Raw genomic sequence first — 21,131 nt, 5'->3', positions numbered from 1 at the left:
ACTCGGGCCGCCACAGCGGCCCGCGGCCCCGGGAGGCCCGCTCGGACGCCCGCTTCGCCTGTCGCTTCACCTGCTCATCCACCGTCGGCCGCCAACCGGTAGCCTGCCCCGCGGACGGTGGTGATGGCGGCCCGGCCGAAGGGCGCGTCGATCTTGCGGCGCAGGTTGGAGATGTAGACCTCGACGATGTTCACGTCGCCGTCGTAGGCGAAGTCCCAGACGTGCTCCAGGATCTCCGACTTCGACACCACCTCGCCGGCCCGCGTCGCCAGGTACTCGAGGACCGAGAACTCCTTGGCGGTGAGCTCGACCGGGGCGTCGCCGCGGCGGCAGGTGCGGGTGGCCGGGTCGACCGCGAGGTCCCCGAAGCGCCACACCGAGGGCCTGGAGGCCCGGCCGCGGCGCAGCATGGCCCGGATGCGGGCCTGGAGGACGACGAACGAGAACGGCTTCGTGAGGTAGTCGTCGGCGCCGGTGTCGAGGCCCTCGGCCTCGTCGTACTCGCCGTCCTTGGCGGTGAGCATGAGGATCGGCGTCGCGTCGCCCTCCTCCCGCAGCGCCGCGCACACCTGGTAGCCGTTCATCCCTGGGAGCATGATGTCGAGGACGATCACGTCGTACCCGCCGTTGCGGGCCATCGACAGGCCGGTCCGGCCGTCGTGGGCCAGATCGACGGCGTACCCCTCGGCCCGCAGCCCGGCCGCGACCACTTCGGCCAGCCGCTGCTCGTCTTCCACCATCAGCAAACGCATGTTCCGAAGCTTGGCACAAGGAACCTGAAGCCAAGCTGAAGTCGGCCCCGGAACCCCGATTCCGGCCGCTGCCAGCACGAACGCCCCTCGCCCGGAGATTGCCGCCCCGAACCTGAAGCCGTCTTCAGGTGACTTCAGCTTGGCTTCAGGTTCAAAGGCGCAAGGTTGCCGACATCAGATCAGCACGGACCGAGAGGACCCGCCATGAACGAGCAGACCCCCACCCAGCAGCCTGAGAACTCCAAGTTCGCCAAGGCCCGCCGCTTCACCGGCCGCCACCGCACCCTCGTGATCGCGGGCGCCGCCGGCCTCCTGGTCCTCGGCGGCGGCACCGCCGCGGCCTTCGCCGCGGACCTGGACGACCGCTTCGAGGGCGACGCCTCCACCGGCGGCACCGGCTCCAGCCCCGACCTCGACGACAAGTACGACGCCGACGACAACGGCTCCGGCGACGACGACTTCGCCCTCCCGGCCGAGGCCGTCGACCAGGACGCGGCCGTCGAGGCCGCGCTCGCCGAGGTCGACGGCACGGTCACCGACGCGGACCTGGAAGGCACCGCCGAGGCGCCGGTCTGGATCGTCGAGATCACCAAGGCCGACGGCGCCGAATGGGACGTCGCGGTCGACGCCCTCGCCGGCACGGTCCTCGACAGCGCCGAGGACGTCGACGACGACAACGACGGTGACGACGACCTCGACGACCAGTACGACAACGACGACCGCGACGACGATGACGACAACGACGGCGACGACGACTAACTGACCGCCGGAACCGCTTCGCACTCGAAGCAGCTCTCGGCCCGGCTCGCGCGGGCCGGGCCGTGAGCTCGGGCAGCGGCACCCGGTCATGCGACGGCCGTCGACGGCGCGGCCAGTACGATGCCGGCCGCCGACGGCAATACGGGGAGGGTGGGGTGGGGGAGGGGGGAGGCCCCCCGAAGGCTGTGGACCGGAGTCAGCTCCAACCGTTGAGCACTCTGCCCCGAAACCGCACTCGGCCCGGCCCTCACGGGCCGGGCCGAGAGGGCCGGGCGGGCGGGCCGGAAAGCGGCCCTCAGGGGTTGGTCGACCTCCCCTAGTGCTTCACCCGGTAAGCGAGGGTCGCGAACTGGCCGCTCGGCTTGGCCTCGATGAGTTCGAGGCGGTCGGCGAGGATGCGGCGGGGGAGGAGCGGCGCGCCGGCGCCGAGGAAGACCGGGGCGAGGCTGACCCGGATCTCGTCGAGGAGGCCCTTGTCGTAGAACTGCCCGACGAGGTCGCCGCCGCCGATGAGCCAGATGTCCTTGCCCTCGGCCGCCTCGGTCATCGCGGCGTGGACCGCCGCGACGTCGCCCGACGCGAACGTGATCTTCGCGCCCGGCACCGCGGGGAGGTCGCGGCTGGTGAGGACCCACGCGGGCTGCGGGTAGCCCCACTTCTCGGGGCGCTCCAGGAGCTTCTCGTATTCGAGGATCCACTCGTAGGTGGTGGACCCCATGCAGATCGCGCCGACGCCCTTCATGAACTCGTCCATCTCGTCGAGCGGCGTCTCGGCGCCGTCGCTCTGCGCCTCCGGTGTTCCCCCCGGGGTCGAGAAGAGCCACTCCAGGGAGTTGTCGGGGTCGGCAATGAACCCGTCGACGGTGGTCGCGGTGTTGTACACGGTTTTCGCCATCGGGACAGCGAACCACGGTCGACCGACACCCGGCGCCGGAACCGAACATGACCGCATTCGAACACGCGGCCCGGCGGCGGCGCCGATTCGCTCCGACGCGCCGGACGAGTTCTGTCAGGTTCCCGACATTGACCGTTTTGTAGTGAATTACCCGCTTCGACGTACTTAGGTAAAGAGTGCGTCACAAGGCGCAGTCAAGAACAAGATTCACCAAAGGGGTGATCATGGTATTGAAGAGGATCTTCACTGCCATCGGTGTCGCGGCGGCCGCGTTCGCGCTGTCGCTGTCAGCCGCTTCACCGGCCTCGGCCGTGCCCGACGTGCCGACGCCCGTCAAGTCGCGCATCGAGAGCCTGCTCATCGACACCGCGCGCATCGAGAACGCGACCGCACCGGACACCGCCGCCGAGCCGCGCACCTGCCGCGCCCGGTTCGCCGAGAACGTCAACCACCGGCTCCAGGCCGAGGCGGGCTCCGCGATCATCGGGTCCATCCCGGCCGGCGCCTGGGTGCAGACCTCCTGCACCCGCGTCGCCGGCGGCGAGTACACCGCGTGCGGCCTCTCCAGCGATTTCTGGATGGAGGTCTACTGGAACGGCAACTGGGGCCACGGCGCCTGGGGCTGCGTCCAGGACTGGGAGTTCACCTCGTAAGGACCGGAACGTGACAGGGCCGGGAAGCACTGCTCCCCGGCCCCGCCTCATGTCCGCCTCACGCCGTCAGGCGCAGCGCGTTCCCGATGATCCGGTGCCCGTGCGCGCCCGCCGCCGTCAGGATCGACTCGGGGTGGAACTGCACCGCGAACCACCGCCTGCCCGGCGCCTCGATCGACATGACGACCTCGTCGATCGCCGCCGTCGGCGTGAAATCGCCCCGCACCTGGTCCGCCGTCGCGTACAGCGAGTGGTACCGCGCCGCGGTCACCTCGTCGGGCAGCCCGTCGAACAGGCCCCCGCCCGTCACCTTCACGTTCCCCGGCTTCCCGTGGCTCGGCTCGTCCAGCAGCGACAGCCGCCCGCCCGCGTGCTCGACCATCGCCTGGAGGCCCAGGCACACCCCGAACACCGGCAGCGAGCGCCGCTCAAGCTCGTCGAGCAGGGCCGCCGTCCCGAAGTCCTCCGGCCGGCCCGGCCCCGGCGACAGCACCACCAGGTCCGGCGCCAGCTCGTCGAGCGTCGACGGCGCGTCGAACCCGAACCGCAGCGTCGTCACCTCGCAGCCGTGCTGGCGGAAGTAGTCGCCGAGCGTGTTCACAAACGAGTCCTCGTGGTCGACCAGCAGCACCCGCCGGCCCGCCCCGGCCGGACCGCCCGCGACGTCGATCGGCTCCGGCACCGGCGCCGCCGCGCCCACGCCCCCGGCCGCGGTCTCCAGCAGCGCCCGCGCCTTCAGGTGCGTCTCGGCCTCCTCCGCGTCCGGGTCCGAGTCGTACAGCAGCGTCGCGCCCGCGCGCACCCGCGCCACGCCCTCGCGGATCTGCGCCGTCCGCAGCGTCAGCCCCGTGTTCATCGACCCGTCGAAGCCCACGAACCCGACCGCGCCGCCGTACCAGCGCCGCGGCGTCGTCTCCTGCTCCTCGATGAACCGCATCGCCCACGTCTTCGGGGCGCCGGTCACCGTCACCGACCACATGTGCGTCAGGAACGCGTCGAGCGCGTCCATGCCCTCCCGCAGCCGGCCCTCGACGTGGTCCACGGTGTGGATCAGCCGCGAGTACATCTCGATCTGCCTGCGCCCCAGCACCTTCACCGAACCCGGCACGCACACGCGCGCCTTGTCGTTGCGGTCCACGTCGGTGCACATCGTCAGCTCCGACTCCTCCTTCGGGGAGCCGATGAGCGCCGCGATCTGCGTCGCGTCGTGCAGCGAGTCCTCGCCGCGCGCGATCGTCCCCGCGATCGGGCACGTCTCCACCCGGTCGCCCTGCACCCGCACGAACATCTCCGGCGAGGCCCCCACCAGGTACTCCCGCTCGCCCAGGTTGAAGATGAACTCGTACGGCGCCGGGTTCGCGGTCCGCAGCCGCTCGTAGAACGCCGTGGGCGAATCGCACGCCGTGTACATCTCGTGCCCCGGGACGACCTCGAACAGGTTGCCCGCCTTGAACTCCCGCTTCGCGCGCCGCACCGTGTCCGCGTACACGCCCGGCACCGGCCCCTCCGGGATCACCTCGGCCGGAACGTAGTCCAGCGACTCGGTCCCGCGCGGCAGGCCCTTCGTCGAGCGCCCGCCGAACGAGAACTCGTACCGGCGCACCTGCGCGGTCTCGCGCTTGCGGTCCACCACGTACAGCTCGTCCGCCAGGTGCAGCACCAGGTCGCGCTGGTCGGCCGGGCGGTCCTTCGCGTACGGGATCGGCTCGAACTGGTACGCCAGGTCGTACCCGAACGCCCCCCACAGGCCCAGGTACGGGTCGTCGCAGCGCAGCGCGTCGAGCACCACCCGCAGCGCCGAGAACGCCGTCGGCAGCTTCGAGCGCAGCTCCTCCGGCACCCGGCCCTCCGGCACCGGCACCTCCACGCGCACCTCGTCGTCGGTGCGCGTCACCGCGCCGACCCCGGCCGCCTCCAGCGCGTCCGCGAGGACGTCGACCAGCAGGTAGCCGCGGGCGTTCAGCCGCCGCACCGTCACCGAGCGGCCGCGCGCCACGACCTCCAGGGACGGGTCGACGTACGCCAGGTGGTAGCGCGAATAGCGCCCCGGGTACTCCATGCCGCTGGAGAGCACGCCGCCGCGGCGCGCCTCGACCTGCGCCACCACGGACGTCAGGTCGGGCGAGTCGAGCTCGGCCACCGTCCGCTCGACCGTCACTCCCGACGGGGTATCGAACACTGTCATCAGGGCCTCTTCCTCAAGAAGTACTGGGTCTCACTACCGTCCAGCAGCGGCCGGCCCCGGATACGACGAAGCGACCGCCTGTCAGACGGTCGCTCACTTCGCTCGCACGCAAAAGCAGGACGCCGCCTCAGCGACGCCACCACCAGTTGTTCGCGTGGATGCTCACACCCGGAATGCTACATGTCCGCACCGTGGGACGCCGACCGGTGACGGCGCGCCGCGCGGCGCCCTAAATCGCTCGCGGGCACCCCGCCGGGCAGCGCTACACTTGCTGCCAACAGCGTCGACCCGGCCATCACCGGCGAGCTTCCGGAAGAACCGGCCCGCCGCGGCGTGCGAACACCGCGGGAGGGCCCCACTAGACCCGGACGGATGCGGCCCGTCACCGCCGCCGAACGAGCGGGCGCATCCGTGCGCCAAGCGAGGTGGTACCGCGGGCCGCCCTCACCGACCGAGGGACGGATCGTCCTCGCACACCGACCAGCAAGGCGTGTGTGAGGAGACCCGGGTCCCATGGCCTATCCACTCGACGACCCCCGGCGGGGCGTACCCGCGAGCCCGAACCTCCCCGAGGTCGAGCGCCGCGTGCTCGACTTCTGGACCAAGGACGACACCTTCCAGGCGTCCATCGAGGCCCGGGCCGCAGGCGACAACGGCGACAACGAGTTCGTCTTCTACGACGGCCCGCCCTTCGCCAACGGCCTGCCCCACTACGGGCACCTCCTCACCGGGTACGTCAAGGACATCGTCCCCCGCTACCAGACCATGCGCGGGCGCCGCGTCGAGCGCCGCTTCGGCTGGGACACCCACGGCATGCCCGCCGAGGTGACCACCGAGAAGGAGCTCGGCCTCAAGACCAAGGCCGAGATCGAGGCGTACGGCATCGACCGGTTCAACGCCGCCGCCAAGGCGTCCGTCCTCCAGTTCACCGGCGAATGGCACGACTACGTCACCCGCCAGGCCCGCTGGGTCGACTTCGAGAACGACTACAAGACCCTCGACCTCACCTACATGGAGAGCGTCATGTGGGCCTTCAAGACCCTGTACGACAAGGGCCTGGTCTACGAGGGCTACCGCGTGCTCTGGTACTGCTGGCGCTGCGAGACCCCCCTGGCCGCCACCGAGACCAAGATGGACGACACCTACAAGGACCGCCAGGACCCGGCCGTCACCGTCGGCCTCGACGTCGTCGACGACGGCCCCCTGAACGGCGTCAAGCTCCTGGTCTGGACCACCACGCCCTGGACGCTGCCGTCCAACCTCGCCGCCGCCGTCCACCCCGACGTCGACTACGCCGTCGTCGCCACCGAGGACGGCCGCTACCTCCTCGCCGAGGCCCGCCTCCCCGCCTACGCGCGCGAACTCGGCGACGACCCCGAGGTCCTCTCCCGCCACAAGGGCGCCGACCTCGTCGGCCTGCGCTACAACCCGCCGTTCGACTTCTTCGCCGGACGCGAGAACGCCCACCAGGTCCTCACCGCCGACTACGTCACCACCGAGGACGGCACCGGCGTCGTCCACATCGCCCCCGCCTTCGGTGAAGAGGACAAGGTCGTCACCGACGCCGCCGGCATCGAACCGGTCGTCCCCGTCGACGACTCCGGCAAGTTCACCGACGAGGTGCCCCCCTACGCGGGCGTGCACGTCTTCGACGCGAACAAGCTCATCATCGGCGACCTCAAGGCCACCCAGCGCCTGCTGCGCCACGACACCTACAACCACAACTACCCGCACTGCTGGCGCTGCGGCTCCCCGCTGATCCAGCGCGCCCTCTCCGCGTGGTTCGTGGCCGTGACGCGGTTCCGCGACCGCATGGTCGAACTCAACCAGGAGATCGACTGGACCCCCGGCCACATCAAGGACGGCCAGTTCGGCAAGTGGCTCGCCAACGCGCGCGACTGGAACATCAGCCGCAACCGCTTCTGGGGCTCGCCGATCCCCGTGTGGGTCTCCGACGACCCCGCCTACCCGCGCGTCGACGTCTACGGCTCCCTCGCCGAGCTCGAACGCGACTTCGGCGTGCACGTCACCGACCTGCACCGGCCCTACATCGACGAGCTGGAGCGGCCCAACCCGGACGACCCCACGGGCAAGTCCGTCATGCGCCGCGTGCCCGAGGTCCTCGACTGCTGGTTCGAGTCCGGGTCCATGCCGTTCGCGCAGGTCCACTACCCGTTCGAGAACGCCGACTGGTTCGAGCACCACTTCCCCGGCGACTTCATCGTCGAGTACACGGCGCAGACCCGCGGCTGGTTCTACCTGCTGCACGTCCTGTCCACGGCCCTGTTCGACCGGCCCGCGTTCCGCACCGCCGTCGTCCACGGCACGCTCCTGGGCGCCGACGGGCAGAAGATGTCCAAGTCGCTCAAGAACTACCCGGACGTCCGGGAGTCCTTCGAGCAGTTCGGCTCCGACGCGGTCCGCTGGTCGCTCGTCGGGTCCCCGGTCCTGCGCGGCGGCGACATGCCCGTCACCGAGACCGGCTTCCGCGACGCCGTCCGCCAGATCGTCCTGCCGCTGTGGAACACGTGGTACTTCTACACGCTCTACGCCGGCGCTTCAGGCTACGAGGCGAGCCCGGCCGAGGCGCGCGCGACGGCGCTGGCCTCCGAGCACCGGCTCGACCGGTACCTGCTCGCCAAGACCCGCGAACTGGTCGAGACCATGACCGAGGCGATGGACGGCTACGACCTCGTGGCCGCGACGGCCGCATTCCGGGCCTACCTCGAATCGCTCACCAACTGGTACGTGCGCCGCTCGCGCGACCGGTTCTGGGAGGGCGACGAGGCCGGGTTCGCGACGCTCGCCACGGCGCTGAAGACCGCGACCGAGGTGGCCGCGCCGCTGCTGCCGATGGTCGCCGAGGACATCTGGAAGGGCCTCACGGGCGGGCGCTCGGTGCACCTCGTCGACTGGCCCGACGCCGCGGACCTGCCCGCCGACCACGCCCTCGTGGAGGCCATGGACGCGGTGCGCGACATCGCCTCGGTCGGGCTGTTCATGCGCAAGGCCCGCAAGCTGCGGGTGCGCCTGCCGCTGGCGAAGGTCACGGTGGCGACCCCGCACGCCGAGCGGCTGGCGCCGTTCGCCGACCTGCTGCGCGACGAGCTGAACGTCAAGGCCGTCGAGCTCGACTCGAACGTCGAGGCATACTCGAAGTCCGACCTGAAGCTGGTCCCGCGCGTGCTCGGGCCCCGCCTGGGCAAGGACGTGCAGCGGGTCATCAAGGCCGTCAAGGCCGGCGACTGGACCGCCGAGGACGGCACCGTCACCGCCGGCGGCGTGGTGCTGGAGGAGGGCGAGTTCGAGCTGACGATGGTCGCGGTCGACGCCGAGCACACCGAGGCCCTGCCCAGCGAGGGCGGCGTGCTCGTCCTCGACACGGAGGTCACGCCCGAACTGGCCGCCGAGGGCCTGGCCCGCGACCTGGTCCGCGTGATCCAGCAGGCCCGCAAGGACGCCGACCTCGATGTCACCGACCGCGTGGCGGTCACCGTCGACGCCTCGCCCGCGCTCCGCACCGCCGTCGAGGCCCACCTCGACTTCGTCAAGGCCGAGACCCTGGCCCTCGACCTGGCCTTCGCCGACCTCCCCGACACCGCGACCACCGGCGACGCGGGCGAGGGCGAGACCGTCAAGGCCGCGGTCGTGAAGCAGTAGATCGAGACGCGAAGGGGCCCGGCGAGCATCGCTCGCCGGGCCCCTTCGCGTCGTGGTCCGCGAAGCGGGGATCGCCGCCGCTCGGCGCGGATCAGCGCGGCGAGGTCCAGGCCGCGAGTGCGGCCGCGAGTTCGGGGACCTCGAAGTCGCCCTTGGCGACCGCGCGGACGAACGCGTCGCCCTCGTCGACCGACGGCACCGTCAGGTGCAGGCCGTTGAGTCCGTACATGACCTTCGCGGCCGTGTACGCGAGGCGCTTGTTCCCGTCCGCGAGCGGGTGGTTGCGGGCGAGGGAGTGGAAGAGCGCGGCGGCCTTCTCGTGCAGCGTCGGGAACGCCTCCTGCCCGAACACGCTCGTCGCCGGGCGGGCGAGGGCGGACTCCAGGAGGCCGCGGTCGCGCACCGGCGGGTGCGCCAGGCCGGTGACGGCCCGCGCCACCGCCATCAGGTCGGCGAGGTCGAGGTAGTCGACTCGGTCGGTCATGTCGCCAGCCTGTCCAGGAGTTCGCGGTCCTCGACCAGGGCCTCGGCGAGCAGCCTTTCGAATCGCAGCCGCCGGTCGGCGGTCGCGCCGTCTTCGGCGGGCGCCTCGGGGTGCTCGTTCGCTTCGGGGGTCTCGGTCATGGCGCGACTGTAGGGCCCGGCGGGGTCGCGCCGCAACGGACATTTCCATTGGGCGCGAAGGGGCCCGGCGGGCATCGCTCGCCGGGCCCCTTCGCGCTGTGCGGATCCGCTTAGGCCATGTAGCCGCAGATCTTCCAGGCGTCGTCTTCCTTGACGAGGTCGAAGGAGTCCTCGGTCGTCTCGTCGTTGGCGGTGATGGAGACCTCGACGGTGGCGGTGTCGCCGTCCTCGGTGGTCTCGCCGATCTCGTAGGACATGTCCTCGAACATCGAGAACGTGTCGCCGGCCATCTCCTCCATCTGCTGCTTCTCTTCGTCGGTCATGCCCTCGAACTGGGCGGCGGCGTCCTCGACGCCCGCGACGTCGTCGGCGCAGAAGTAGTCGCCGGCGATGTCGGCGGCCTTCTCGCCGTCGCCGTCGAACATGGCGTTGACCATGTCCTCGGCGCCGTCCTTGAGGAAGCCCTCGACCGTGCCCTCGGGCGTGTCGTTCCCGGCGCCGCAGGCGGCCAGGGCGAGGGCGAGGGCGAAGGCGCCGCCGGTCAGGGCGGTGGCGCGGCGGAGGTTGACGTTGCTGCTCATGAGGTCCAATCAACTGGGGGGTCGGGTCCGGCCCCGGGTAGGGCCGGTGTAACACCCAAGCCACATTAGAAGGGCGTTGCAAACCCGCGGCGGACCGCGACTGAACCCTCACTGAAGGTCCGGCCACCAGGTGTGGTCCGACGAGATGTAGTGGAACGCCGCCCGCACCTCGGACTCCGGGAGCCCCTTGAGCCTCGCCCACGCCCTCCGGTACACGCGCAGCTGGAGCGCCGCGTGGTCGGCGGCCTCGCCCTGCGGCGGGCGGCCGGTCTTCCAGTCGACGATGTCGTAGCCGCCGTCCTCGCCATGGAACACCGCGTCGATCCGGCCGCGCACCACCGTGCCCTCGTACTCGATGACGAACGGCACCTCCTGGGCCGCGATGCGCCGCCGCGCCCACGCCGACTCGCGGAACGCGGTCTTCAGGCGTTCGAGGTCGGCCTGGTCCACCGCGTCGTCGGCCGCACCGGGCAGGTCGGCCGGGTCGAAGAGCGTGCCGCCGCCGAAGAACTCCTCCACCCACGAGTGGAACTCGGTGCCGCGCTGGGTCGCCGGGCGCGGGGGCTGCGGCATCGGGCGGCGCCGCTCGGCCGCGAAGCCCTCCTCGTCGGCGCGCATCGCCATGAGCTGCGAGGTCGACAGCCGTACGGGACGCGGCAGGCGGACGACGCCCGACTCGCGCTCGTCGCGCTCGGCCAGCAGCAGCTCGGCCTCCTCGCGCCACTGGCGCGCCAGCGGCCCCTCGCGGCCGGGCTCGGGGGAGGACAGCACCAGTTCGGCCGCCTCGGCGAACGCCGCCTGCCGGGACCCCAAGGGCGCCTTGCTCGGCCACTGCGCGGTCCGGGCCTGGTCTTCGAGGGGGTTCGTCGGCCCCGAGTCGGCCCATACCGGCACCTCGGCGCCCGCGCTGCGCGCCTCCTGGAGGAACGGCGCCGGCTTGCGCGCGCCCTGCTTGTCGGCGTCCCACCAGTAGCCGCTGGTGAGCAGCGCCCGGCGGGCGCGGGTGACGGCCACGTAGGCGAGCCGCCGCTCCTCGCTCAGGTTCGCCTCGTGGTCGTCCTTCTTGAACGCCTTGACCGCCTTCGCGACCTCCGAGGGGACGTGCGCCTCGTCGAGGTACAGGACCGGCAGGTTGTCGGCGTCGCCGCGCAGCGGGTACGGGAGCCGGGCGGCGTCGGAGACCCACGTCGAGTCGCGCTTGGTCGTCGGCAGGATGCCCTCGCACATGCCCGGCACCGCGACCACGTCCCACTCCAGGCCCTTCGCGGCGTGGACGGTGAGCAGCTGCACCACGCCCCCGGCGGGGTTCGCGCCCTCCACGGTGAGGCCACGCTCCTGCTCGGCCGCGGTCTCCAGATAGGACAGGAACCCGGGGATGCTCGCCCCTGCGGTGTCGTTCTCGTACGAGGCCGCCACGTCGGTGAACTCGTCGAGGTTCGACAGGTCGCCGTGGTGGAGCATGACCTCGACGTCGAGTCCGGTGTGGGTGATGACGTCGCCCACCACGTCGGGCAGGCTCTGCCCGAGGCGGCTCCGGATCCAGCTCAGCTCCTCGTGGAGCTGCCCGAACCGCAGGTAGCCGATCGTCGAGTACCGTTCGGCCGGACCGGGGTCGCCGAGCGCGTCGGCCAGGGACGCCTCGGCCTCGACGCCGGCGTCCGGTTCGAAGCCGCGCGAGTCGGGGGCGAGTTCGCGGGCGCGCGCCCACAGCGCGGCGATGTCGCGGGGACCGATCCGCCACCGGTTCCCGGCGAGCAGCCGCATGAGCGCGGGGCCGTTCATCGGGTCGGAGGCCGCCCGCAGCATCGCGACGGTCTCGGCCACCTCCGGGAAGTACAGCAGCCCGAGCGAACCGACCACCTGGACGGGCAGTCCGGCACCGGTGAGCGCCCGGTGGAGCGCGGGGATCTGGCGCCGCTTGCGGATGAGGACGGCCGCGGTCTCCTCCTCGCCGGGGCGCCACACGGCGGCGAGCCGCGCGGCGATCCAGTCGGCCTCGTCGGCCGCCGAGAGGTGCATGGCCGACTCGACCGAGCCGGAGCCGTGCTCGTCGTCGAACTTCGCGCCCACGGTCAGCGGCGGCACGTTCTCGGCGCGCAGCGGCGCCGAGACGGTGTTCGCGACCTCCAGGACGGCCTCCCGGTTGCGCCACGACCTGGTCAGGTACGCGAGCTTCGCGGGCACGCCGCTCGCGGACGGGAAGTCCGCGGGGAACCGCTGGAGGGTCCCGGCCGAGGCGCCGCGCCACGAGTAGATCGACTGGTTCGGGTCGCCGACGGCCGTGACGGGGTGCCCGCCGCCGAACAGGTCCCGCAGCAGTGACACCTGGGAGAACGACGTGTCCTGGTACTCGTCGAGCAGGACCACGCGCCACCGGTCGCGCTCGGAGCGGATGATCTCGGGCGCGCCCCCGACGAGCTGCGCGGCGAGCGAGAGCTGGTCGGCGAAGTCCATGACGGCGAGCTCGCGCTTGCGCCGGTCCCACGCCTCCACCAGCGGCAGGAGCTGGTCGTACTTGCGCCGCAGCGACGCCAGGCTCCGGAACTCCTCGTTGAGGGGCTTGCCGTTGGTGCGCTCCTCCAGCTCCTCGTACAGGTCGCGGCCGAACGCCCGCAGGTCGGCGCCGTCGCGCAGGTGCTCGGCGAGCTGCCCCGCGAGCTGGAGCACCCGCTTGGTGACCTCGTCGATGCCGACGTCGAACTCGCTCATCTCGCCGTCCCACGCGCACACCAGGTCCCGGGCGATCTGCCACCGGCCGGTGTCGGTGACGATCCGCGTCCCCGGCTCGATGCCGATGCGCAGCCCGTGCTCGCCGACGAGGTTGCCCGCGTACGCGTTGTACGTCGAGACCGACGGCTCCCCGTGCAGCTCCGCCAGCTCGGGGATCGACTCGGTCAGGCGCCGCAGCTTGTCCCTGATGCGCGCCGCGAGCTCCGCGGCGGCCTTGCGCGTGAACGTGAGCCCGAGGATGTGCTCGGGGCGCACGACCCGGTTCGCGATGAGCCACACCACCCGGTCGGCCATCGTCGTGGTCTTCCCCGACCCCGCGCCCGCGATGACGAGCATCGGGTCGCGCCCGGCCTCGATCACCGCCTCCTGCTCGTCGGTCGGCCGGTTCGCCCCCAGCCGGTTCGCGAGCCCCAGGGCGCTGAAGCGCCGCGCCCGGGCCTCGCCCGCCCGCACCTCGTCCACCCGCGCCTCACTCATCCGTGACCTGCCGTCCCTCGTCCGCGATCGGGCAGCACTGCTTGATCTTGCACGTGGCGCACTTGCTGGTGTTGCGCGCCTCGAACACGTCGCCGGCCATGCGGTTCGCGGCCTCGGCCACGGCCTCGCGCGCCCAGTCGGGGTTCTCGCCCTCGCCGAGCGGCCCCTGCGCCACGATCCGGATGGCCTTCTTGTTGTCCACGTTCGGGTACACGAGCTCGCCGCCGCCGGGCTCGCTCCCCTCCGCGAACGCCCCCTCGGACACCGCGAGCTGATACGCGCCGAGCTGCGCGTGCGTCTGCACCTCGTTCGCGCGCGGCACGTTCTTCCCGGTCTTGAGGTCGACCACGTACAGGCGCCCGTCGCCGTCGCGCTCCAGCCGGTCGATCTGCCCGGACATGACCACCTCGACCCCGGGCGGCCCGAGTTCGAGCTTCACCCGGAAGGACCGCTCGGCCCCGAGCAGTTCGCGCTGGTTGGTGCTCAGCCAGGCCGCGAAGCGCTCCACCGCACCGGAGACGCGGCGCCGCTGCTGCTCGGCGTGCCACGGCGCCTCGAACGGCAACCGGTCGAAGTGCTCGCCCACGACCTGCTCCATCACCGTCTTCGGGTCGGCCGCCGGGTCGACGGTGACCGCCTCGGCGGCGGCGTGCAGGAGCGTCCCCAGGTGCCGCGGGAGCAGGTCGCCGTCGTCGGCGCCGTGCGACTCCAGGACCCACCGCAGCCCGCACTGCGCCGTGGTCTCCACCTGGGACGGCGAGATGCGGATCGTCTCCCCGGCGAGCGCGAGCGCGCGTTCGTCCGAGAGCTGCGCGAGCCCCCACCACTTGGCCGGGTCCGCGCCCGGGACGCCCGACTCGGCGAGGCGCCGCAGCCCCGCGGCGGCCGCGTCGCGCTCGCCGTGCCCGGAGTCGACCACGGCCTCCCGCAGGCGGGCCGCGAGCGACGCGAGGCTCAGCGGCCGCCCGCGCCTCGGCGCGGTGACCGGGTCCAGGCCGAGTTCCCCGCAGAACCGGCTCGGCTGCGCGTCGTCGGAGTCGACGGCCGTCACCAGCAGCCGCGTGCGCGCCCGGGTGCACGCGTTGTAGAACAGCCGCCGCTCCTCGTCGAGGAGCTGCGCGACCTGGTCGACGTCGGCGCGCCCGTCGAGGACGTCGACCAGCGCCTCGGCGCCCAGGAGCGAGCCGCGGGGCCGCAGGTTCGGCCACACGCCCTCCTGCGCGCCCGCGACGACCACGAACTGCCACTGGCGCCCGTGCGCGGCGTGCGCGGTCGCGAGCGTCACCGCGTCGCCGAGTTCGGCGCGCGCGGAGAGGAAGTCGCCGGGGAGCTGCTGGTGGAGCACGTGCTCGCAGAACACGTCGACCAGCGCGCCGGGCTGCTTCCTCTCGTAGTCGGCGGCGAGGTCGAACATCGCGATGACCGCGTCGAGCTCGGCGTCGGCGCGCTGCGCCCGCCGATCGGCCGACAGCGCCCGCCGCCGCAGCCGGTCGCTCAGCTGCGACGCCTCCCACACCGTCCACAGTGTCTCGGTGATGCCGCCGCCCTCGCGGGCCGCGGTGAACAGCGCGTCGAGGCGCCGCGCGGGCGCGGCCCAGTCCTCCTCCGGCAGCGCCGCGATCTTCGCGGGCTCGGCGAGGGCCTCCACGAGCAGGTCGGCGCCGGGGGAGAAGTCGTCGGCGGCCACGGCGAGGCGCCGCAGCTCCTGGCGCAGCCGCCGCTCCGCGAACGGGTCGGCGCCGCCGAACTGGGAGTGCAGGAGCCCGGCCGCGACGGTCTCGTCGAGCCGCTCGGGGTGGCGGCCCACGAGCACCACCCGCAGCAGGTCGCGCACCGTGGGGTGCGCCGGGAGCGGCACGTCGTCGGCGGCCTGCCTCGTGGGCACCCCGGCGTGCTGCATCGCCCGCCGCATCTGCGGGATCGACGAGGCCGACTTCACCACGACCGCCATGTCGCCGTAGGGGACCCCGTCGAGCAGGTGCGAGCGCCGCGCCACGTCCGCGATGTAGACGGCCTCCCGCGTGGGGGAGGGCAGGTAGACGACGTCGGCGCGGCCCTGGGCCTCGGCGGTGGTGCCCCGCCGCCGGTCCCGGTCGGACCCGCGCAGCCGCCGCGACAGGACCGCCGTCGCCGCGAGCGGCGCGAGCGCCACCCCGTGGACGTCGTTCAGTTGCACCGTCGGCGCCTCGTCGCCGCCGGCGGCGGGGAACCGGAACGGGAACTCCCGCACCGACTCCGCGTCGCCGCCCTGGTAGCCGAACACGGCCGCGTCCGGGGACCCGGCCGCGACGATGTTCCCGCGCTCCCCGACCAGCAGCTCCAGCAGCCGCAGGTGCGCGGGGGTCGCGTCCTGGAGGTCGTCCACGAACACCCACGAGGGCCGCGGCAGGAGTTCGGGCCGGGCGCGGAGCGCGGCCGCGGCGGCCCGCACGATCTCCGCGGAGTCGTACAGCGCGCTCGACATCGACTGGAGCGCGAGGGTCGTGACGTACCGGTCGTAGAAGCGCGCCGCCGTCGCCCACTCCGGCCGGTCGTGGTCGAGCGCCAGCCGGGTCAGCTCCGGCGCCGACAGGCCGCGCTCCCCGCTGCGCAGCACCAGGTCCCGCAGCTGCTGCGCGAACGCGTACGTGCGCACCGCCTCGTCGAACCCCGCCGGCCAGCCGAAGTCCTCGCCTTCGAGCATCGACCGGATGAGCGCGTCGGCCTCGGGGCCGGTGAGCAGCCGCGGCTCCTCGCGCCCGTCCACGGCCGCGGCCGAGCGCAGCACCGCGAACGCGAACGCGGGGAACGTGAACACCCCGATCTCCGCCGCCGAGAGCCCGGCGGTGGCGGTGTTCAGGCGCGAGCGCAGGTACGCGGTGTCCTGGCGGCGCAGCCCGAAGAACAGGATCGACGCGGGGTCCGCCCCGGCCTCCACCTTCGCGGCCGCCGCCCGCAGCAGCGCCTCGGTCTTGCCCGTCTGCGGCCCGCCGCGCACCAGCAGCGGCCCGGCGGCGTGATCGACGGCCGACCGCTGCGCCGGGTCGAGCGCGAACGCCGCCTCGGCGGGCGGATCGGTCAACTCGTAGCGGAGGTCGTGGATGCGGTGGTCCAACACGCTGCCCATGGAACCACAATGAATCACAGGGGTACGACAACCCGGTCCCCGCCGCCCGGACGGGTCGGCGCCGCCGGTCCGGGGTGTCGGACCGGCGGCGCCCGGTTTCCAGTCGAGGCTTCTAGTTGAAGTGCAGGCTCCGGCGGCGCAGCCCCAGGTAGCCCAGGCCCGCGAGCACCGCCGCGACCGCGGTGAGCACGACGAGCGCGGCCTGAGAGAAGTCCTCCGCCGGGTAGTTCCCGAGGTGGTCGAACGGCGAGAGCGCCATCGACCACTCCGGGAGGTCCAGCAGCCCGCCGAAGTAGACCACCAGCAGCGTCCACGTCCAGGCGAGCCACCGCAGCCAGCCCGCGCGCGGCAGCCACGCGAAGGCCGCGAACACGAACGCGATGAGCGCCCAGATCGCCGGGAGCTGCACGAGCGTGCCGATGAGGATCTTGCCCGCGAGGTCGCCGTCCCCCGCCGACCCGCCCGCGGCGAGCCCGACCCCCGCCACCGCGTTCGTCAGGGTCGCGGTGACCAGCGCCGCCGGCAGGTACGAGCCGGGCCAGCCGCTGCGCGCCACCGGCGAGGCCGCCAGCAGCTCACCGCGCCCCACCGTCTCCTCCTTGCGCCCGCGCCCGACCACCAGGACCCCGAACAGGGCCGCGACGATCGCGTTGACCGAGATGAACGTCGTCGCGAACGAGAGCTGGAGCGAATTCCCGCCCCGGTCCAGGATCGCCTGCTGCGCCTCCGAGAGGCCGTCGGCGAACTCGTCCGCGCCGCCGAGCACCGACCCGTACGCCAGGCCCAGCAGCAGCGTCGTGACCACGCCCGTCCAGACGAGCCCCCGCGTGAGCCGGAACGTCAGCGCCGTCGCACTCCTCAGCCCGGCCTTCGCCTCGGCCCGGCCGCGCCGGGCCGCGAACATGCCCTGCCCGAAGTCGCGGTGCGACACCAGCGTGAACGCCGTCCACACGGCCGCCGCCGCCACGGCCGCGGCGACCAGGAGCGGCCACCACCCCTGCTCGGGCGTGTACGCGAACGTCAGCTGCGCCCAGCCGATCGGCGAGAGCCACGAGACCCAGTTCCCCTCGGCGCTCCCGGCGCCCGCGAAGAGCACCGACGCGCCGAGCGCGGCGAGCCCGTAGCCGGTGGCGGTCGAGCCGTTCTCGCTCAGCTGCGCGGCGACCGCCGTGAGCGCGGCGAAGACGATCCCGATCGCGGTGTGCGCGGCCCCGAACAGGAGCGCGCTGGCGGCGTCGCCGCCGTCGAGGCCCGACGCGGCGAGCGCGAGGAGTCCGCCGAGGACGACCGCGGCGGCGGCGCTGAGCAGCAGTGCCGCCGCGAGGTCGGCGCGGCGGCCGACGGGGAGCGAGCGGATGACCTCCGAGCGGGAGGTCTCCTCGTCGGCGCGGGTGAGGCGGGTGACGAGGAGGACGAACATGACGGCGGTCATGGCGCCGGTCCACAGGAGCATCCGGTGCGTGAAGAGCGCGCCGATCGAGTCGGCGTAGGCGTCGACGTACTGCATCGGCCCGCTCATGGAGAGCATCGCGGGGGAGCTCATCGTCGAGGCGAAGGCCGCGCGTTCGGCGGCGCTCTGGTACTGGTCGGCGAGGACCGGCACGGTCATGAAGGTGAACCCGGCGATGCCGGCGGTCCACCAGAACAGGTACAGGCGGGACCGGCGGGCCTGGAACCGCAGGAGCTTGCCGGTGCCGGCGAGCGTCCCGAGGCCGTCCTCGATCTCCGTGGCGGTCATTTCGCCTGCTCCTCTTGGACGCCGTGGGCGGCGAGCTCGTCGCCGTAGAAGCGCATGAAGATCTGCTCCAGCGAGGGCGGCTCGCACACGAGGGCGGTGACGCCGGCCGCGGCGATGCGCGCGAGCACGTCGTCGAGGGCGGAGGCGTCGACCGAGCAGTCGAGGTTCAGCCCGTCGGTCCGCAGGTCGTGGACGCCCTCGGCGCCCTCCAGGCCCGCGACGGGGTTCTTGAGGGTCGCGACGAGCCGCGAGCGGGAGAAGTGCCGCATCTCGGCGAGGGAGCCGGTCTCGACGACGGCGCCCTTGCGGATGATGCTCACCCGCTCGCACAGCGCCTCGACCTCGCTCATGATGTGGCTGGAGAGGAGTACCGTGCGCCCTTGGGCGGCGGCCTCCTTGACGCACTCGTTGAAGACCGCGCCCATGAGCGGGTCGAGCCCGGAGGTGGGCTCGTCGAGCAGGAGCAGGTCGACGTCGGCGGCGAACGCGGCGACGAGGGCGACCTTCTGCCGGTTGCCCTTGGAGTAGGAGCGGCCCTTCTTGCGCGGGTCGAGGTCGAAGCGCTCCAGGAGCTCGTCGCGCCGGCCGCGGTGGATGCCGCCGCGCAGGCGCCCGAGGAGGTCGATGGTCTCCCCGCCGGTGAGGCCGGGCCAGAGGGCGACGTCGCCGGGCACGTAGGCGAGGCGCCGGTGGAGTTCGGCGGCGTCCTTCCAGGGGTCGGCGCCGAAGAGCTCGGCGCGGCCCTCGTCGGAGCGGAGCATGCCGAGCAGGACGCGGATGGTGGTGGACTTGCCGGCGCCGTTCGGGCCCAGGAAGCCGTGGGTCTCGCCTTGGGCCACTTCGAGGTTGAGATGATCGAGCGCGGTCACGTGACCGAAGCGCTTGACCAGGTTCTCAGTGCGGATCACTGCGTTCATGAACTCAAGCTAACATAGATTTCACAAATTTGTGAAACTCGTGGCGTGTCAAGATATCATCAAGAGCCATCAGGAGCGGGGAGACAGCGATGGAAGAGCACACCGCCGAGCGCGAGGCCATGCTCGAGTACGTGGAGCAGTTCGCCGGCATCCTCACCTCCAGCGGCATGCAGCGCATGGCCGCGCGCGTCTTCACCTACATCCTGGTGGACGACGAGGAGACCTACACCGCCGCCGAGATCGCCGAGGGCCTGAGCATCAGCCTCGCCGCCGTCTCCGGGGCCGTGCGCGAACTCCTCGCCGCCGGCCTGGTCTTCAAGACCCGCCGGCCCTCCACCCGCGCCGACGTCTACCGCCTGAACGAGGAGGACATCTGGGGCTCGATCATGCTCGACCGCTCCGGCTTCCTCGACCGCTACCGCGACACCGCGCTCATCGGCATCGACTCCCTCCCCGCCGGGCCCGGGCGCGACCGGCTCGTCCAGACCGCCGCGTTCATGGAGTTCATCAAGGTCGAGATGCGCCTGATGCACGAGCACTGGAACGCGCGCCGCCTCGAACTCAGCGCCGCTTACGAAGCGCGACGCCGCGACGCGGGCGCGTCCGGCTAGTCCGGTATGCTGCAACCCTGACCGCCCCGATCAGAGACGAACCCTGGAGGAAGCCGACGTGGCCGACGACACCAGCCGCTCCGATGCGACCGCCGACAAGGGTCGTCCCACCCGCAGGCAGGGCGAGAAGACCGCCGAGCGCAACCCCTTCAAGAAGCTCGGGCGGTTCCTGCGCGAGGTGGTCGAGCAGCTCCGGAAGGTCGTCTACCCGACCCGGCGCCAGCTCATCACCTACTCGATCGTGGTGCTCGTCTTCGTCGGCATCATGATGGCGTACATCGGCGGGCTCGACCTCCTCTTCGGCGACCTCGTCCGCCGCGCCTTCGGCGCCGACTCCTAGCGCGTCCCGGCCCGCTCCCCGTGCGAGCGCGCGGGCGGTTCGCGTGACCTGCGCCGTTTCGACGGTGCCTGAGGCGCACCGCGCCGCAGAGCGGCTACCCTAGTGGGTATGACGCGCGCCGGTTCCGCCGGCGCGCGACTTCACAGGCGGCGGGATCCGCGCAGTGCGGACCCGCGTGCCGCAGGGCGGCGCAGCGCCGCCGCATCCGAGAAACCGAAGCACAGTCGCCGTGTCCCGCCGACCCGCGGGCACACCGAGCCGGAATGAGAGTCAAGCGTGTCTGAGTTCGACGAGGCCCTGAAGGAAGAGGCCGCGGCGCAGGCCGCGGCCGCGCAGGTCGCGGACGTCGAAGACGAGCCGGAGATCGACGAGGACGAGGCGGCCGGGCCGTCCGAGCCCGAGGTCGACCCCGCCGAGGCGCTGCGCGCCAAGCTGCGCTTCGCCCCCGGCGAGTGGTACGTGCTGCACTCCTACGCCGGCTTCGAGAACCGCGTGCGCTCGAACCTGGAGAACCGCATCCAGTCCTTCGACATGGAGGACTACATCTACCAGATCGAGGTCCCCACCCACACCGAGGTGGAGATCAAGAACGGCAAGCGGTCCAAGGTGGAGGCCAAGGTCTTCCCCAGCTACGTGCTCGTCCGCATGGAGATGACCCCCGAGTCCTACTCCGTCGTGCGCAACACGCCCGGCGTGACCGGCTTCGTCGGCGTGGTCGACCGCACCGACCGGCCCAGCCCGCTCCCGCTCGACGAGGTCATCCAGTGGCTGCTCCCGCCCGAGCAGAAGCCCAAGGACGAGTCCTCCGCCGACGCCTCCGGCGGCGGCGACGACATCAAGGTCGACTTCGCCGAGGGCGAGTCGGTCACCGTCGTCGACGGCGCGTTCGCCTCGATGCCCGCCACGATCGCCGAGATCAACGCCGAGCAGCAGAAGCTCAAGGTGCTCGTGTCGATCTTCGGCCGCGAGACGCCGGTCGAGCTCAACTTCAACCAGGTCTCGAAGCTGTAGCGCGAGCTACAGCTCACACACCTCGCTCCAGGGGCCCGGCCGCCGGGCGGGTACCCTGGAACGGTTGCGTACAGCTGCTTGGCGCTGCTGTG

16 protein-coding genes are annotated in these 21,131 nt (G+C 72.2%); 6 read left to right on the top strand and 10 right to left on the bottom strand.

All coding sequences use genetic code 11. The features are described 5' to 3' along the window. Positions 1 to 74: 74 nt before the first annotated feature. On the bottom strand, positions 75 to 752 hold the full coding sequence (locus BLS99_RS21010) for a response regulator transcription factor (protein WP_091053687.1): 678 nt from the start codon (positions 750 to 752) through the stop codon (positions 75 to 77). 204 nt (positions 753 to 956) lie between these two features. Between BLS99_RS21010 and BLS99_RS21005 the strand changes: the two genes are divergently transcribed. Next, on the top strand, positions 957 to 1,511 hold the full coding sequence (locus tag BLS99_RS21005; RefSeq protein ID WP_091053686.1) for a PepSY domain-containing protein: 555 nt from the start codon (positions 957 to 959) through the stop codon (positions 1,509 to 1,511). A 316-nt stretch (positions 1,512 to 1,827) separates the two neighbouring features. Here the strand turns inward: BLS99_RS21005 and BLS99_RS21000 are convergent, their stop codons facing one another. After that, on the bottom strand, positions 1,828 to 2,406 hold the full coding sequence (locus BLS99_RS21000; RefSeq protein WP_091053685.1) for a dihydrofolate reductase family protein: 579 nt from the start codon (positions 2,404 to 2,406) through the stop codon (positions 1,828 to 1,830). A 224-nt stretch (positions 2,407 to 2,630) separates the two neighbouring features. Between BLS99_RS21000 and BLS99_RS20995 the strand changes: the two genes are divergently transcribed. Continuing rightward, positions 2,631 to 3,059: a hypothetical protein gene (locus tag BLS99_RS20995; protein ID WP_143034893.1), complete on the top strand. Its 429-nt coding sequence runs from the start codon at positions 2,631 to 2,633 to the stop codon at positions 3,057 to 3,059. A 58-nt stretch (positions 3,060 to 3,117) separates the two neighbouring features. Here the strand turns inward: BLS99_RS20995 and BLS99_RS20990 are convergent, their stop codons facing one another. Then, positions 3,118 to 5,244 (bottom strand): anthranilate synthase component I, encoded by a 2,127-nt coding sequence (locus BLS99_RS20990; protein ID WP_091053683.1) that lies wholly within the window; start codon positions 5,242 to 5,244, stop codon positions 3,118 to 3,120. 513 nt (positions 5,245 to 5,757) lie between these two features. Between BLS99_RS20990 and ileS the strand changes: the two genes are divergently transcribed. Continuing rightward, positions 5,758 to 8,904: an isoleucine--tRNA ligase gene (gene ileS, locus BLS99_RS20985; RefSeq protein ID WP_091053682.1), complete on the top strand. Its 3,147-nt coding sequence runs from the start codon at positions 5,758 to 5,760 to the stop codon at positions 8,902 to 8,904. 91 nt (positions 8,905 to 8,995) lie between these two features. Here ileS and BLS99_RS20980 read toward each other — a convergent pair whose 3' ends face one another. From BLS99_RS20980 to BLS99_RS20950, 7 genes are all read right to left on the bottom strand, one after another. Then, positions 8,996 to 9,388 (bottom strand): type II toxin-antitoxin system death-on-curing family toxin, encoded by a 393-nt coding sequence (locus BLS99_RS20980; protein WP_091053681.1) that lies wholly within the window; start codon positions 9,386 to 9,388, stop codon positions 8,996 to 8,998. Next, entirely contained in the window at positions 9,385 to 9,528 is a 144-nt protein-coding gene (locus BLS99_RS26405; protein WP_176953466.1) for a hypothetical protein, read from the bottom strand. Before BLS99_RS26405 ends, BLS99_RS20980 begins: the two co-directional genes overlap by 4 nt. Before the next feature lie 110 nt (positions 9,529 to 9,638). Continuing rightward, the gene (locus BLS99_RS20970; protein WP_091053679.1) at positions 9,639 to 10,109 is read right to left on the bottom strand and encodes an Rv0361 family membrane protein; all 471 of its coding nucleotides are present in this window, start codon (positions 10,107 to 10,109) and stop codon (positions 9,639 to 9,641) included. A gap of 108 nt (positions 10,110 to 10,217) precedes the next feature. Further along, complete coding sequence (locus BLS99_RS20965; protein WP_091053678.1) at positions 10,218 to 13,316, bottom strand: ATP-dependent helicase; 3,099 nt, start codon at positions 13,314 to 13,316, stop codon at positions 10,218 to 10,220. Further along, positions 13,309 to 16,422, bottom strand: a complete 3,114-nt coding sequence (locus tag BLS99_RS20960; protein ID WP_091053677.1) for an ATP-dependent DNA helicase — start codon at positions 16,420 to 16,422, stop codon at positions 13,309 to 13,311. Before BLS99_RS20960 ends, BLS99_RS20965 begins: the two co-directional genes overlap by 8 nt. Positions 16,423 to 16,534: 112 nt before the next feature. Next, the gene (locus tag BLS99_RS20955; protein ID WP_091053676.1) at positions 16,535 to 18,160 is read right to left on the bottom strand and encodes an ABC transporter permease; all 1,626 of its coding nucleotides are present in this window, start codon (positions 18,158 to 18,160) and stop codon (positions 16,535 to 16,537) included. Beyond that, positions 18,157 to 19,077, bottom strand: a complete 921-nt coding sequence (locus BLS99_RS20950) for an ABC transporter ATP-binding protein (protein WP_091053675.1) — start codon at positions 19,075 to 19,077, stop codon at positions 18,157 to 18,159. Before BLS99_RS20950 ends, BLS99_RS20955 begins: the two co-directional genes overlap by 4 nt. An 89-nt stretch (positions 19,078 to 19,166) precedes the next feature. Here BLS99_RS20950 and BLS99_RS20945 point away from each other — a divergent pair, with 89 nt between their 5' ends. From BLS99_RS20945 to nusG, 3 genes are all read left to right on the top strand, one after another. Beyond that, positions 19,167 to 19,688, top strand: a complete 522-nt coding sequence (locus BLS99_RS20945) for a GbsR/MarR family transcriptional regulator (protein ID WP_091053674.1) — start codon at positions 19,167 to 19,169, stop codon at positions 19,686 to 19,688. A 58-nt stretch (positions 19,689 to 19,746) separates the two neighbouring features. Then, entirely contained in the window at positions 19,747 to 20,028 is a 282-nt protein-coding gene (gene secE, locus BLS99_RS20940; RefSeq protein WP_218126763.1) for a preprotein translocase subunit SecE, read from the top strand. Between the two features lie 297 nt (positions 20,029 to 20,325). After that, complete coding sequence (nusG, locus tag BLS99_RS20935) at positions 20,326 to 21,039, top strand: transcription termination/antitermination protein NusG (protein WP_425432630.1); 714 nt, start codon at positions 20,326 to 20,328, stop codon at positions 21,037 to 21,039. The last annotated feature ends 92 nt before the right edge of the window (positions 21,040 to 21,131 follow it).

The sequence above is a fragment of the Glycomyces sambucus genome, assembly GCF_900102815.1.
GTDB classification, from domain to species: domain Bacteria; phylum Actinomycetota; class Actinomycetes; order Mycobacteriales; family Micromonosporaceae; genus Glycomyces; species Glycomyces sambucus.
Note: the sequence above shows the minus strand (reverse complement) of the source record. Positions and strands in the feature narration are given on the sequence as shown.

Bases quoted from the DNA above. Each gene is read 5' to 3' on its own strand.
- BLS99_RS21010 (WP_091053687.1), bottom strand. From the start codon at position 752: ATGCGTTTGCTGATGGTGGAAGACGAGCAGCGGCTGGCCGAAGTGGTC.
- BLS99_RS20980 (WP_091053681.1), bottom strand. From the start codon at position 9,388: ATGACCGACCGAGTCGACTACCTCGACCTCGCCGACCTGATGGCGGTG.
- BLS99_RS26405 (WP_176953466.1), bottom strand. From the start codon at position 9,528: ATGACCGAGACCCCCGAAGCGAACGAGCACCCCGAGGCGCCCGCCGAA.
- BLS99_RS20990 (WP_091053683.1), bottom strand. From the start codon at position 5,244: ATGACAGTGTTCGATACCCCGTCGGGAGTGACGGTCGAGCGGACGGTG.
- BLS99_RS20945 (WP_091053674.1), top strand. From the start codon at position 19,167: ATGGAAGAGCACACCGCCGAGCGCGAGGCCATGCTCGAGTACGTGGAG.
- ileS (WP_091053682.1), top strand. From the start codon at position 5,758: ATGGCCTATCCACTCGACGACCCCCGGCGGGGCGTACCCGCGAGCCCG.
- BLS99_RS20995 (WP_143034893.1), top strand. From the start codon at position 2,631: ATGGTATTGAAGAGGATCTTCACTGCCATCGGTGTCGCGGCGGCCGCG.
- BLS99_RS21000 (WP_091053685.1), bottom strand. From the start codon at position 2,406: ATGGCGAAAACCGTGTACAACACCGCGACCACCGTCGACGGGTTCATT.
- BLS99_RS21005 (WP_091053686.1), top strand. From the start codon at position 957: ATGAACGAGCAGACCCCCACCCAGCAGCCTGAGAACTCCAAGTTCGCC.
- BLS99_RS20955 (WP_091053676.1), bottom strand. From the start codon at position 18,160: ATGACCGCCACGGAGATCGAGGACGGCCTCGGGACGCTCGCCGGCACC.
- BLS99_RS20950 (WP_091053675.1), bottom strand. From the start codon at position 19,077: ATGAACGCAGTGATCCGCACTGAGAACCTGGTCAAGCGCTTCGGTCAC.
- BLS99_RS20970 (WP_091053679.1), bottom strand. From the start codon at position 10,109: ATGAGCAGCAACGTCAACCTCCGCCGCGCCACCGCCCTGACCGGCGGC.
- BLS99_RS20960 (WP_091053677.1), bottom strand. From the start codon at position 16,422: ATGGGCAGCGTGTTGGACCACCGCATCCACGACCTCCGCTACGAGTTG.
- BLS99_RS20965 (WP_091053678.1), bottom strand. From the start codon at position 13,316: ATGAGTGAGGCGCGGGTGGACGAGGTGCGGGCGGGCGAGGCCCGGGCG.